This window comes from Snuella sedimenti, from assembly GCF_016428595.1.
Lineage (GTDB): Bacteria > Bacteroidota > Bacteroidia > Flavobacteriales > Flavobacteriaceae > Snuella > Snuella sedimenti.
The window spans coordinates 93,524-108,590 of sequence record NZ_JAELVQ010000004.1 but is presented as its reverse complement, the minus strand read 5'-3'; the positions used below and the strand labels follow the sequence as shown (position 1 = coordinate 108,590).

Below are 15,067 nucleotides of genomic sequence, written 5' to 3'. Positions count from 1 at the left end.
GATATTTTTTTTAATTAAATTTTGCCTTTAATCGACAATCCAAATGTACGTTGTAAAGGTAAAGCCGTAGTTCCATAAGAGCTATCCGACCAACCTGTACCGTTAGAAGATTCTGGCACTGTATTTGGAGCTGCCTTGTAAAGATAACCAACATTGTTGGCAAAAACAGACACAACAACATCTCTCAACCCAATTTTTTTAGAAAAATCTGGTAACCTGTAGTCTAAGGCTATATTACGTAAAGCAATGTAATCACTTTTAAACAAACGATCTTCTGGGTAAAACCCATTAGAAAAATAAGAATCGTAATAGTAATCCTGTGCCGCAACAACTTGATTGTTAGGTGTACCATCTGCTTTGACACCATCTAACATTACACCATCATAATACGTAGGACCACTAGGGTTTGTTCCTGCTACCTTTGTACTACCATTTAAATAATAGGCCATACCACCTGTATCTGCATCTCTATACTTCAAGCTTTCATTTAAAACACCGGCAGCCATCATATAAGTTTCTGCTTCATGAATAAAAGTAGCTCCGAAAGAGTAATCCATATTCAACACTAAACTGAAGTTCTTATAACTAAACCTACTGAAAACACCACCAAACACATCTGGCAATAGTTTTCCTACTACGCGGTTACTGCTCGTAGAATAACTATAACGTGTACCACTATTATCTACAATACGTTCACCATTATTGGAATCGTTATCATCAGAAGGATTTATATAATGCTGCCAACCTCTTTGTTGATAAATTAAACCATATTCGCCACCAACTCTTGCTACAGCATTTAAGCCATTTGTTGACCAAAGATTTAACCCTTGTAACTCACCATCTAATCGCTTAACTTTCGTTTTGCTACCAGAGAACGTCATATCCAGATTCCATTGGAAATCGTTGTTAAAAATTGGTTTTGTCTTAATACCTAATTCCCAACCAGTGTTGGCAACGTCACCTGCATTAATTCTAATATTGTTTACACCTAATCCTGGAGGCGCCGTTATTTTCATAATCTGATCGTAGGTATTAGAATGATACACAGAGAAATCAAGCCCCAAACGTCTATTCTCAAAGAAATATCCTTCAAGACCTACTTCAAATTCACGCTTTCTTTCAGGCTTTAAGTTAGGAACAAAATTATCATCAATTGGAGGAAGGTCACTAGGAGGCGATAAAATAAAGCCTCCTCCAGAGGCAGACACACCAAGATTCACATTACTAAAATAACGTGGCCCCGGACGTCCTACATCTGCCCAAGATGTTCTTAATTTCAAAAACTTAACTGCGTCTGGCAACTCCAAAGTATTAGAAGCAATCCATGTTGCACTTAATCCTGGATAAAAATAACTGTTGTTTTCTGGAGGTAAAATTGATGACCAATCCTGACGTGCCTGAGCTTCAACATATACCTGACCTTTCCAATCTACTTGGAAAGAACCTAACAAACTGTATAAAATATCCTCACCGTTATCAAAATTATAAACAGGCTGTACACCAGAAGGTAGGTTAGTAAATGAAAAATAGTTAGGAATAACAAAACCTCCTATTTTTTCAGCACCTTTAGATTCAGAATAATTTTTTCTTATAACACCACCAACAAACCCAGACAGGTTAAAATCATTAACTTCAGTATTAAAGTTCAATGTAGCCTGTCCATAATTTTTACGGATAATCCTGTTCGTATCCCTATATACTGAACCACTATTAGGACCTATAAGCGCAGGATCCTGCAGCTTTCCTTTGTATTCGTTACGTTCAACAGTATTATCTAAACCTCCTAGTACAGTAAGACTTAAATTATCAGAAAACGTAAAATCAACAGTTAGCGATTGGAGACTGTGGACACGGTTAAAAATGGATTCATTTTGTGTCCAATCCCAAAGCGTACCTACAACAGACGCTCTACCCGGCGAAATAAAATTGCTATTAAAATTTGGATTCGCAAAATAATTATATCCATTTTCAGTTACTAAAGACCCTCTTAACAAATCTACATCAATGTCTCTTGCATAGGCTCCTAAGCTCGCTCTGGCTCCTTGAGCATCAAATGAACTAGCATAAGAAGCATTAAGGTTGTCTGTTGTATAATAATTACCCGAGTATTTTACAGATATAAAATCATTTAAATCATACGAAGTAGCTATACTAAAGGCATTTTTGGTATACTTAGCACCCAAGTTTATTGGGCTATACTGCGTATTCGTATACGAAAAACGCACAGACCCCTTGTCACTACCTGAACTTAGAGAAACATTAGCTACCTGCTGTGAGCCCGTTCTAAATAATTGCTCGTAAACCGATTCCTTATTGGCGACCCATGGTCTAGTCGACCCATCCCACCATTTTAAGCTAACATTGGGATCAAATCTTGGCCCAAATGCCGCTCCAGCTGGATCCAAGGCTCTTTCCAAATTTTCATCAAGAAAATAGCCTTCATCATCTGTCACACTTAAACTGGCACTTCTACCAGTACCGTACTGATCTTGAAACTCTGGGAAAAATGCTGCTTTTTCCATAGTAGTCGTCAATGAAAACGACACACCTAGTCCACGACTTTTAGATCCTGTTTTAGTTGTAATTAACATAACACCATTAGCTCCTTCACTACCATATAATACAGATGCTTTGGCTCCTTTAAGTATTTGAACAGATTCGATATCGTCAGGGTTAATATCATTAATCCCCGTACCATTATCTCTCCCTGATCTAGCATTATAGCTGATATTTGAATTCTCATCATGAATTGGAATACCATCTACAACAATTAGCGGTCTCGTAGTGGAAGCTGCATCAAAAGAAACAGCATTACGAATGTTAATTTTCATCCCCCCAGAAGGCCCCGTAGCCGTTGCAGCAACAGTAACACCAGAAGCTGCTCCATACAATGACTGTAATGCATTAACAGGTGTACCACTGGCAAGAATACGTTCGCTATCGACTTTAGCAACAGAATAACCAAGTGCTTTTGCCTCCTTTTTAATTCCTAAGGCAGTTACAACTACCTCGTCTAATTGGCTTGCGTCTTCAACCAAAGACACATTAATTTTCGTTTGGTTTTCGACAGTAATCTCCTGCACAACATAACCTACATAAGAAATTACCAAAACAGACGATTGACTGGAAACTTTAATACTATAATTTCCATCAAAATCAGTGGACACCCCATTCGAGGTTCCTTTTTCGACAATATTAGCTCCTGCAAGAGGAACTCCGCTATTACCGTCGGTAACAACTCCAGTTACTGTTGTTTGAGCTTCGGCATATTGAAAACCGAATAAGCAAAACACAAACAGTAATTTTAGTACTTTTTGAATCATACATTCTTAGTTTTTGAGTTAATAATTGCTGAATTAACAATTTTAAACAAAAAAAACAGGTATTTTTTCGACCAGTAACAACTCTAAAATGACGGAGGTAAAAAAAACAAGATCAAACGTTTAACTAAACGCTTAAAATACGATACAAATGTTGTGCTACTAACTTTTTTATTGGATTCAAATCACATTAAAAAAAAGCAAGAATTATATTATAAATTGTTTCAGTTTAAGTAAAAACATCATACTAAAAAACTGAGTTAGATTTTATAAATATTGTTTTTAAGCACAGTTCATCCAAACGTTACTGAAATTAAAATATATTTTGATTGAAAGTACTTTACGAAACAAATGAGGGGAATCATATAATTATGGTATTTCTCGTCATTCTTTCCTCACTCCGTCATAATGACAAGCGCCTAAAAAACAGGTATTTATAACAATTTTAACCGCTCAATTAACATAGAGTTTGTATGTTTAAAGCGTCGTTCTAAAACCAGGAGGTATTATTAACTTGTTAAAGATAAAATTAACTTAAATAATACCACCTGACATGAAAGAACTACAATTTACGAAAAAAGAAGATTATTCCAACGAGAGCATCTACGTTGGAATAGATGTGCACAAGAAAAGTTGGGGCATCTGTATTTTGACAGATTACTATGAACATAAAGTGTTTTCACAACCGCCAGAACCTTTAGTTCTGATGAACTATCTTCATAGAAATTTTCCAAAGGGAAATTATTATAGTGCCTATGAGGCAGGTTTTTGCGGATTTTGGATAGCTCACGAGCTAGAAAGGTTGGGTATTCGTAATTTGGTAGTGAACCCATCGGACATTCCTACTACCAATAAAGAAAAGAAACAGAAAAGTGATAAACGGGATGCTCGTAAGATTGCGAGATCGTTAAGAAATAAAACGTTAAAGGGGATTTATGTTCCCAACCAGAAAATATTGGAGGACCGGCTTTTAGTTCGCACAAGGCAAAAACTGTTATCCGATATAAAACGGTGTAAGTGCAGGATAAAGTCCCATTTGAATTATTTTGGCATAAAAATACCTAAAGAGCTTGATAAACCTTATTGGAGTAAAGCATTTCGTCTTTGGTTGACCACAAAGTTGTTTACTGGTTCAGCACAAGTGTTAATTCAGGCCTTGCTGGAAGAAATGCAACAAATTGAGCATCAAAAGAAGGTATTGGAAAAGCAAATAGTCACATTGGCCAGTAGGGATTATAAGCCCATAATCACATTATTGCAAAGTATTCCGGGAATAGGGCTCTTAGGAGCCATTACCCTAGCTACAGAAATTGCAGATATTAAGCGTTTTAAAACACAAGATCAATTACATAGTTTTGTAGGGCTGGTTCCCAATGTGTATGCTTCAGGAGAAACTGAAAGAGTAGGTAGAATTACCAAAAGGCACAATGCATTTTTAAGGCCTGTGCTTATACAATGTGCATGGAGGGCCGTGAAGGCCGACCCCCGATTGGGATTGGACTATATCAATCTATGCAAGACGATGAAGAGCAATAAGGCTATTGTTAGGATTGCCAAAAAACTAATGAACAGGGTAAGGTTCGTTTGGAAGAACCAACAAAAACATTCTTATAACCTATAGACCTTAATTTGGATGGGAGATCTGTTCACCTGAGTTGCAGCACTCTGTCGTAGAGAAGTCTGTTTTAATCGAGTTTACAGCTCCCTTCCTACTTATCCATAATACAAAGTTGCAGCTAATTGTAAACAAATTAGTCTGTTGATAGAAGTCTGGGAGGTAGGTTATTTAAGAAATAGGGCAAAAATATAAAACGGAACTGAAAATCGTTCCTAGGATTTCAATGCCATAAAACAACAAATAATGCCTTTTTATTTGGTTTTTAACATAGAAACTCAGGTTAAAAGTACATGGCAAAAACCAATTTTACCTCCATAAAACGTTAGTAGTGCTTCTTGGAACCTGTCAAATCTATAAAAATAAAAAAAATATACTTATTAAAAATCAGCGCATTATATATGATGTTTCAATTTTTGTCATGTACTAAACATAATATTATAGCTTATTAAATTGAACCGCAACAAATACAGGTAAATGATCTGAGGGGTATTTACAATCCTTAGAATCGCTCAACACTGCATACTTATTTACCTTAATATTATCCTTACTAACAAAAATATAATCAATTCTATTTTTTACCGGTTTTTTAAACTTAAAACCGTTAAAGGTTCCTTCTGGCCCAAAAGGTTTAGATTGACTTACTTCCTTTGTATCATTAAAAATACCTGACAAATATGCTATTGAGACGCTGTCTGGTTTTAAATTAAAGTCTCCCATAAGGATAACCGGTAAGTTGTTCTGATTTAATGCATTAACTTTTTTTACTATAAGTTTGGCACTTTCTTCCCTTGCCTTTAGCCCTCTATGGTCAAAATGAGTATTGAATACCCAAAATTGCTGTTTAGTGTCTATATCTTCAAATAGAGCATATGTACAGATACGCTCCATAGATGCGTCCCATCCAACAGATATTCCCTGAGGTGTTTCTGATAACCAAAAGGTATTACTATTAATGACTTGTAACTTGTCTGAATTATAAAAAATAGCACTGTATTCTCCTTTTGTTTTTCCATCATTTCTTCCTACCCCAATATAATTATAATCTAAAAGCGTACTATCTATATATTGTACTTGATGCTGCAAACCTTCTTGTATACCAAAAACATCTGGTTTGTAAAAAGCTAGTTGTTGACACAAAAACGCTTTTCTCTTCGACCATTGGTTCTCACCATCATTTGGATTGTCATAACGAATGTTATAAGTTATAAACTTGTAATTCTGCCCAAGGGCAATTTGAAAGGCTCCAAATACTATAAGTACCAGGAAAAAATGTTTTTCTGATTTCATCTTATACATGTTTTACTTAATTAACAATAACCTCATCGGCAAAAATCCACGAAGGAAGCCCGGCCGCATGATGCCAATACGGTGGTTCATTCCTATTTTCACCTATTATTTTAATATACCGTGCTTTCACCTCTGGAAACTCCAATTCAAAATATTTAATATCGTTGATTTTACTTGTTTTACTTAACGGCGCATCATTAACGACTGTTCCTACTTTATAAAAATGTTCATTATCGTTAGAATAGTAATACGTAACTGATTTTGGAAAAAACACCACATGATTGGTAACTTGTAAAAAGGCCGTAGAAATGGAACGGATGCTTTGTTCCTCTTCAAGATCGATTACAGCTTCCAGATGATTACCCTCAAACCCCAACCAGTTGGCATAAAAACTATTGCCTCCTAGAGCCCCATCTGTTAACACTTGCGAATCCTCGTTAGCATATTTTTTCGGCTTCGTAAGCAAAGTAACCTTCTTCCCAAGTGCCTTATTAGGTTGCGTGGCTACTGTCATGGTGTTTTTGTAATTTGCATAATACTCGTCAACCGTAAACCGCATTTCGTTCATTAAGGTAATATTGGCACCTTTGCATGTTTGGTAAAATCGTTCTAAACGTTTAACTACATCTGGATTAATCATTTTACTGTCATCGGCATTCACGAGCACCATAGAAAAATCGTTGTCCAAATTCTTTTTGTAGGCTTCAAGAATAGCATAGTCCACACTTAACCTTGCTTCTTTCACCCGTTTTAAAACAGTATTATTTTGGGCAACCACTTCCTCTGCCTTGTTAAAAAAACCATCGTATGTTGCTAATAGTTCAGAATTTAAAAATGATGAAAACGCCTGCGACGGATCGCCATATAAAAAAAGGAAAAAGTTATTATCTTCTTGTATTTTATCATGGATCAAATCGACGTATTGCTTTATATAAACGCCTGCCTCTTCATAATAACCATTGGTAAATTCGGTGATTAATTCATCCATATTCCTATCAGGATTCCATAATAACTTGGCCATAATATAAGACCGTAGTTCGAACAACTCACTCGGGTTACTACTATGCTGCTCAAAGATCCATCTCGCATGGTTCTCCCTAAAGAATTTAATGTTAGGTTGAAGGGTATAAATGTTAGGAAAAGGTGCTAAAAAATTAGTGAACTGGGTGGTATAATCCCAAATTCTGATGTTTTCGGTTAGCTCCTTCCAACCTTTCAAATCGTTGGCAAAATCGACACATTTTTCCTCTATGGGTCCACTTCTATCGCACTCAATGGAGCACAATGTAATCAATACATTATCCAGAGGTCTGGTCTTTGAAGGCTTTCGGGTGTATTGATAGGCTAATGTTGAAACGGTCTTATCCGGATAGTCTGCAGCTATTTTATTTACAAACTGAATCATAGTCCCCGAGGGGCTTCCTTCTGCTGCATCAATAGCTTTACAATGCTCACAAGTACAATACTGCTGATTATCATTCTGGCTCACCGAAATAACCGAAGCCTCTGGGAATTGATCAAATAAAGCAGCAACAGAATCTCTAACAATGTTATAGACCTCCTCATTAGTTAGACATAATTGTGTGGGTAACCGCTTATTTCCGCGTAAAGCAAAATACTCCGGGTGTGTCTTATAAAAGACTTCTTCCGGCACAAACTTGTGAAACGTATGTACCCTGGCCGTAGGGACATAATAAGGAAAGGCCTCTGTTGTAACTTTATGCTTATCTGCAAAATCAGGGTTTTCGTAGAACAATCTGGAATGTACCGTTCGTGTGGTAATTTCCGGAGTATATTTATAATCAATCGGTTTATTTAATGCGATGATTTTATTATTTGGAACGGCTTCTGCATCTGGCGCATACCATTTACAATTTAAAAACACCTCTAAAAATTCATAAACGGCTTGCCGAACCGTCAAATCCGAACCACCAGTAATAATCAGATTATCTTTATCCGTATAAATATGAATGGCATGTTCCTCAATATTTTCTTCGGATGGGGTGCCAACATAAATTTTAGCAATATCCGCACTTTGCGCACTCTCACTAACAATGGCAAGGTTAACCCCACTTATTTGTCGAATATAATTTTGTAATATTTCGGCTGACCCGTGACTCTTCTTTGAAGCATTGTCAAGGACTACAATTTCATAATTTGCCTCGCCGTTAGTCACTAATTCTAACTTATTACTAGAAGTACAGGATACAATTATGACAGCAAAAAAACATACAAATAGGTGGTTTAAAACAGTATTTTTCATCTTACAGGTATTTTAATTTCATTGCTAATAACCTCAGTTTTGAATAATTTAACGCGAATCCTATTTAGGAGTTCAAGATGTCACTTCTGTAAAATTCTGAAAGAATTTTGTATCGAGAAGCTTTTTTAGTCGAAAAATTTACTCGTTTTCGATACGATTTTTTTCAAAAATCACTCAAACTGGCATAAATTTTCTTATCCAAGATTCACGTTAATTTAAAGTGTTGATACAACTTGTCAAATTCGACAGCGTAGGGAACAAACTAAGCCTGCACTGAGCGAAGTCGAAGTGAGACATCTTAATAAGATCGAGATCCCTCCTCGTTCCTCGTTCGGGATGACAACATTAAACACCCAACACGCCAACTTAAATCGTGGCACGCCACAACATTCGGATCATTTTAATATAATCTCCAATGTGTTTCCATTAACCAATGTTCCATGATCTATAAAATACCCTTTATGGATCTTACCGTTAAGCTTTACTTGTTTAATGTAACCATCATTATTGCGTGCTTTCTTTATTACTAATTCTTTATTCTTATAGTATTTTGAATCCAATTGAATGGTGATCTTATCAAACATAGGGGTTGTTATGGCATACTTTGGTTCTCCGGGAGCTACGGGGTAAATTCCCATCATGGAATAAACCAACCAAGCAGACATGGTTCCTGTATCGTCATTACCGGGAACGCCTCCTGGCTTGTTTTGAAAATACTTATGAACAAGTTCCTTTACCAATTTCTGTGTGCGCCATTCTTCTCCTTTTACATAATTGAACAAGTACGGATAGGCGATGTCAGGCTCGTTAGCCATATCAAATTGATCCATATCAAATACCTTTTGCAATTGCTTTGAAAAGGCTTTTTTTCCTCCCATTAGTTTTGCAAGGCCTTCAATATCATGAGGTACCATAAAGGCATATTGCCATGCGTTTCCTTCAATAAAGCCAACATTTTTGGTGAAATTAGCACCTGCATTGGGGTTAAATGGTTCATACCAATTGCCATTGGGTAATCTTGGCCTTAGTAACTTCAAATCTTTATCAAACAGTTTTCGATAGGATATTGAACGCTTTTTAAACCGCTTATAATCTTCATCTTTTCCCAGTGCTTTCGCTAACAGCGCAATGGAATAGTCCGCTGCATTATACTCCTGGGTTGTAGAAACCGGCCCTCCATTATCTGTGGTTAAATACCCTTTTTCAATATAGTCCTTTAATCCGGGGCGTAGGGGATTTTCTTTAATTTGATCGGCACTTTTCAGCATAGCCTCGTAGGCTTTTTCCACATCAAAATCCTGAATGCCCTTTAAATACGTATCTGTAATGACAATACTTGCCGGGTCACCAACCATAGTAAAGGTTTCTGTTGAGTTTAATTCCCATTTGGGCAACCAGCCATTTTCATCGTACATATTCAACATGCTATTAACCATGTTTAATTGTTGTTTGGGATACACCAACGACATTAACTGATGTAAATTTCTATAGGTGTCCCAAAGTGAAAATACGGTAAACCGTGTTCCGGAGGTATTACCTATCTTACCTGTTTTTATCTCTGGGTAATCACCATTACTGTCGTTGAGCGTATTGGGATGGATTAAAGTGTGGTATAAAGCGGTATAGAAAATGGTTTTATCATCTACAGTGCCTCCTTCAACCTTAATTCTTGAAAGCAGTTTATTCCATTCATCATAAGTCTCCTTATGAATGTCCTCAAACGATTTGTTTGCCGTTTCTTTTTTTAAGTTTTCTCTGGCGTTCTCAATACTTACATACGATACACCTATTTTAACCTCAACGGTTTCCTGCTTATCAAATTTATAAGTAAAGTAAGTCCCTATACTGTCTCCTACCACCATTCTGGTCGCGTTTTCCATAATACGGGTTTTTCCATTGTAACCCATCCATTGTGCTTCCACACCTTCGTATGTATATGGTGTTTTCCAAACACCATAACGATCGGCAGGTTTAGAAAATTTAGCAACAAAATAAACCGGATAAGCCGCTTCAGGGCTATTATAACAAAATGAACCAACGGTGCGCATGCCTTCTATTTCTGTTGAAGACACTATTTTAACCATCGCTCCTTGCTCATTGGTAAGGCCTAATCCTAAATTCAGTAAAATATTAGCCTGTCCTTTTGGAAAGGTAAATTTACTCACACCCACACGTTTAGAGGTTGTAAACTCTGCCTTTGTATTGTACTTATCTATTTCTGTACTGTAATAGGCTGTTTTTGCAACTTCGTTTGAATAGGTGGATCCATACTTTAAATGATTCGTCTCTAACGTCCCAGTAGTAGGCATCAATAATAAAACACCCAGGTCGGGGCAACCAACACCACTTAAATTCACCTGACTAAATCCTGTTAGAAAAGTATTCTGGTGTACATAGGGATTAGACAACCAACCACTATCCTTTTCCGATGGTAGGTTTTGAGGTCCTGCCACATTAAAGGGACTGATACTCGCCATCCCCCTGGGCGCTATGGGTCCTGGGTATGTAGCTCCATAATTTGAGGTGCCAATAAACGGATTAACATAATCGGCGGGTTGTTGAGCATGCATATCGCAAAGCGATAACAGCACAATTATGGAAAGTAAATAACTGTATTGGAATCTTTTCTTTAAACAAAAAATTTTGAGACTAAGGATCTTCATCTGTTTCTTTTATTTTAAAAAAGGCTGACATGTTCTACTGCTCTTCTTAAACATGCCAGCTTAATATCTACTGATTTACGGCTTCAATCTTTAATGTCCAAGCATATTTAGAAGGCAAATTATTTCTCAAACTTTCGGGGATGATCACTTTAAAGCCTTCATCCTGTTTTACCCATTTTAATCGCTTATTCGATCCCAGCATGGTAATCTTTGATCCTCTTTTTGGTGTAATGGATTTTACGGTTACTTCTGACGGAATTTTATCTTCTCCTTCTGCTGCCAAATAGAATAAAAAGACATTACCTTTTTTATTCTGAGTCATACAAATATTATTTTCCTTGAAGGGTGCAATTGGTTTTGTTTCATAAATGGCACTACTATTAACAGCCATCCAATCGCCATAGGCCTTTAAAAGATCGTAAGCGCCTTGTTGCCACGCTCCTTCGGGACTTGGTGCTATATTTAATAACAAATTCCCTCCTTTAGCAACAACATCAACAAGCATATGAATGCCTTCTCTGGCACTCATATATTTTGCATTTGGGGTGTAAGACCATCCGCCTCCGGAAATAATACAGGACTCCCATGGATAGGGCAATGTTTTCTCTGGCACTCGGTTTTCGGGTGTTAGGTAATTTTGGTTTTTACCGTGAACGGCGCGATCGACTACAATTAAACCAGGTTGTTTTTTACGAGCTTTAACAACCAATTCGTCCATCTTTATATCCTGATTGATAATTCGATGCTTTAAATAACCTTCTTCGTCATTAGCAACAGTATGCTTATACCATTCGGTAATCTCTGCTTTAGGTGTTTTAGCCACCCAACCGCCATCTAACCAAAGGATATCGATCTTTCCGTAGTCTGTCATCAATTCCATAATTTGATTATGGGTAAAATCTACATATTCCTGCCACTTTTCGGGATAATCAACAGGTGAATAATTTACATTCCTGTCTTTCGGTGGAAAATACGGATCCCAGTAACTTTTAACATTCCAATCGGGCTTTGAAAAATAGGCTCCCGCCCAAAGTCCTTGATTCCTAAAGGAACTAAAGATTTCTTTTGCAATGTTTGCTTTAGGATTGGTCGAAAAAGGGGTTTTTGGGGAGGTTATTTTATAGTCGGTATATTTGGAGTCGAACATGCTAAATCCATCGTGATGTTTCGTTGTAAAAACCACATATCGCATTCCTGCATCCTTAGCTGCATTTGCCCATTTATCTGGGTCGAATTTTACTGGATTAAACGTGGTTTGTAATGCTTCGTATTCCTTTTTATAGGCAAAATAGTCGTTTGGATTACTTCCTTTTTTGCGTTCGCACCAACCATACTCTTCCGGACATAACGACCAGGACTCCACAATACCCCATTGACTATAAGTACCCCAGTGCATTAACAATCCAAATTTAAGTCCCTGCCATTGATCCAATTTTTCCAAAACCAAAGGATCGGTTTCCGGAACATAACGTTCATCCTCATAAATTGCCTGTGAGAACAATTGCATTGAAAATAGTACTGTAACAATGAGTAATTTCTTTTTCATCTTTGCTTATAATTATTTATTGATTACTATATGAATACGGGGCATTCTCTGGTTTACTTGCCCAGTCTTTATTTGGTGTGTTTCCTAAATTAAATTGTAATTCGCCTCCTTTTTGAATGGTTTCAAAATTCAGGTAACTATTATTGTAAGATGTACCGTTCGAGGTTACAGATTGAATATAAAAATTAGCATCTGAATTGTTTTCCGAAAGGATTTTGAAGGTGTTCCCATTTTCAAGGTGCAGTGTTGCTTTCTTAAATAATGGGCTTCCAATTACATATTGGTCGGTTCCCGGGGTTACTGGATAAAACCCTAAAGAGCTAAATACATACCATGCCGATGTTTGTCCGTTATCCTCATCACCACAATAACCATCTGGCGTAGCTGAATATAACTTAGTAAGTACCTCACGAATACGAGCTTGTGCCTTATAAGGGGCTCCTGCATAATTATACAAATAGATCATATGCTGAATAGGCTGATTACCATGCGCATAATTACCCATATTTACAATTTGCATTTCCCTGATCTCATGAATGGTTTGTCCATAATAGGAATCGTCAAAATCTGGTGGCATGGAAAATACTCCATCCAATTTTGCAATGAAGGCGTTTTTTCCTCCCATAAGATCTATAAGTCCCTGAACATCTTGAAAAACGGACCAAGTATAATGCAGACTATTACCTTCGGTAAAGGCATCTCCCCATTTAAGCGGATTAAAAGGCGATTGAAAAGTTCCGTCCTCATTCTTGCCACGCATTAAACTACTTGAAGGGTCGAACAATTTCTTGTAATTCATGGCCTTCTCAAAATATTTCTGAGCGATATCTTTTTTTCCTAGCTTTTCGGCCATTTGGGCAATGGTATAATCGGCATAGGCATATTCTAAAGTTCTGGCTGCATTTTCATGAATCCCAACATTGTAAGGCACATAACCAAGCGAATTGTAATAATCCAGTCCGGCGCGACCCACCGAGTTAACGGGACGGCCTTCGGATACGGTTGCATTTTTTAGCATAGCCTCAAACAGTATATCGACATCTTTTTCTTTTACATTCCCTTTCAAAAAAGCATCGGCTATGATAGGGGCCGAATTGGAGCCAATCATACAATCACGATGTCCCGGGCTTGCCCACTCGGGCAACCAACCCGATTCTTTGTAGGTGTTGGCCAAGCCTTCCATTATATGACTGTTCAGCTCTGGATACATCATATTAAAAAATGGGAATACAGCCCTAAACGTATCCCAAAAGCCATTATCAGTAAACATATATCCGGGTAATACCTTGCCATTATAAGGACTGTAATGCACAATTTCGTTATTGGCATCGAATTCATAAAATTTTCTTGGGAATAATAACACCCTGTACAGGCTAGAGTAAAAGGTTTTAATATGATCTATATTGTCATCTTCAATTTGAATACGGTTCAATTCCTTCTCCCAGGCTTGTTTTGCCTTTTCTTTAGTTTGATCGAAGGTATCATCTCCTATTTCTCTTTTTAAATTTAAAGCTGCCTGCTCAGGACTGATGAAGGATGACGCTACTTTTACATGAACAACTTCGCCCTTTATGGTTTTAAAACCTATGATGGCCCCAACATGTTCGCCCTCACTTTCATTAGCATTTTCTTGTAATTCCCAGTCATCGTGCCAAGTATGTGTTATCTCAAAATCCCGATCGAATTCTGCAACAAAATAGTTATGAAAATTATCGGGTACACCACCGCTATTATTTCTGCAATAGCCTATTATTTTTCGTTCGTTCGGCAAAATTTTAACCATAGAGCCTTTAAAAAAAGCATCCAAAATAATATAGGATTGCTCAGATTCAGGAAAGGTAAATTTGAACTGCGATGCACGCTCTGTCGGAGTCACTTCGACCACTACATCATGATCGGCTAAATACACCGAGTAGTGGTAAGGTTTTACCGTTTCGGCCTTATGGGAAAACCAAGAGGCGCGCTCATCTTCTTGAAACTTCAAGTCACCCGTTACGGCCATTAATGAAAAGGCTGCATAATCATTAATCCACGGACTGGGCTGATGGGTTTGCTTGATTCCTCTTATTTTGGTGTCATCATATTTATAAGCCCAACCATCTCCCATTTTAGCTGTTTGTGGCGTCCAGAAATTCATGGCCCATGGTCTTGCTATTGCTGGGTAGGTATTCCCATTAGACAATTTGAACTCAGAATCGGTTCCCATAAGTGGATTGACATAATCTACAAGCTCATTGGAAGTTCGTTTGTTTACCACTATTTCCTCTGTCTGATCTTTACAGGAAAAACATACTATTAGTATCAGGAATCCCAAATATTTTAAATTCATCGTATTCATTTATAATCTTTAATTTACTCTTTTACTTTAAT

The 15,067-nt window shown here is 37.2% G+C and carries 7 protein-coding genes; 1 reads left to right on the top strand and 6 read right to left on the bottom strand.

Annotation, left to right across the window (positions count from 1 at the left end; all coding sequences use genetic code 11):
• Positions 1 to 14 precede the first annotated feature (14 nt).
• Entirely contained in the window at positions 15 to 3,323 is a 3,309-nt protein-coding gene (locus JF259_RS04935; protein WP_199113999.1) for a SusC/RagA family TonB-linked outer membrane protein, read from the bottom strand.
• Between the two features lie 550 nt (positions 3,324 to 3,873).
• Between JF259_RS04935 and JF259_RS04930 the strand changes: the two genes are divergently transcribed.
• Positions 3,874 to 4,941, top strand: coding sequence for an IS110 family RNA-guided transposase (locus JF259_RS04930; RefSeq protein ID WP_199113998.1), 1,068 nt, complete (start codon positions 3,874 to 3,876; stop codon positions 4,939 to 4,941).
• A gap of 432 nt (positions 4,942 to 5,373) precedes the next feature.
• On the opposite strand, the gene JF259_RS04925 is transcribed toward JF259_RS04930, so the two are convergent.
• The 5 genes from JF259_RS04925 to JF259_RS04905 all read right to left on the bottom strand — a co-directional run bounded on the left by JF259_RS04925 (position 5,374) and on the right by JF259_RS04905 (position 15,026).
• Entirely contained in the window at positions 5,374 to 6,225 is an 852-nt protein-coding gene (locus JF259_RS04925) for an endonuclease/exonuclease/phosphatase family protein (protein WP_199113996.1), read from the bottom strand.
• Between the two features lie 16 nt (positions 6,226 to 6,241).
• Complete coding sequence (locus JF259_RS04920) at positions 6,242 to 8,488, bottom strand: DUF4838 domain-containing protein (protein WP_199113994.1); 2,247 nt, start codon at positions 8,486 to 8,488, stop codon at positions 6,242 to 6,244.
• 395 nt (positions 8,489 to 8,883) lie between these two features.
• On the bottom strand, positions 8,884 to 11,151 hold the full coding sequence (locus JF259_RS04915) for a GH92 family glycosyl hydrolase (protein WP_199113992.1): 2,268 nt from the start codon (positions 11,149 to 11,151) through the stop codon (positions 8,884 to 8,886).
• Between the two features lie 67 nt (positions 11,152 to 11,218).
• Positions 11,219 to 12,697, bottom strand: coding sequence for an alpha-L-fucosidase (locus JF259_RS04910; RefSeq protein ID WP_199113990.1), 1,479 nt, complete (start codon positions 12,695 to 12,697; stop codon positions 11,219 to 11,221).
• Positions 12,698 to 12,713: 16 nt separating this feature from the next.
• On the bottom strand, positions 12,714 to 15,026 hold the full coding sequence (locus JF259_RS04905; RefSeq protein ID WP_394370580.1) for a GH92 family glycosyl hydrolase: 2,313 nt from the start codon (positions 15,024 to 15,026) through the stop codon (positions 12,714 to 12,716).
• Positions 15,027 to 15,067 lie beyond the last annotated feature (41 nt).

Bases quoted from the DNA above. Each gene is read 5' to 3' on its own strand.
- JF259_RS04920 (WP_199113994.1), bottom strand. From the start codon at position 8,488: ATGAAAAATACTGTTTTAAACCACCTATTTGTATGTTTTTTTGCTGTC.
- JF259_RS04935 (WP_199113999.1), bottom strand. From the start codon at position 3,323: ATGATTCAAAAAGTACTAAAATTACTGTTTGTGTTTTGCTTATTCGGT.
- JF259_RS04915 (WP_199113992.1), bottom strand. From the start codon at position 11,151: ATGAAGATCCTTAGTCTCAAAATTTTTTGTTTAAAGAAAAGATTCCAA.
- JF259_RS04910 (WP_199113990.1), bottom strand. From the start codon at position 12,697: ATGAAAAAGAAATTACTCATTGTTACAGTACTATTTTCAATGCAATTG.
- JF259_RS04925 (WP_199113996.1), bottom strand. From the start codon at position 6,225: ATGAAATCAGAAAAACATTTTTTCCTGGTACTTATAGTATTTGGAGCC.
- JF259_RS04905 (WP_394370580.1), bottom strand. From the start codon at position 15,026: ATGAATTTAAAATATTTGGGATTCCTGATACTAATAGTATGTTTTTCC.
- JF259_RS04930 (WP_199113998.1), top strand. From the start codon at position 3,874: ATGAAAGAACTACAATTTACGAAAAAAGAAGATTATTCCAACGAGAGC.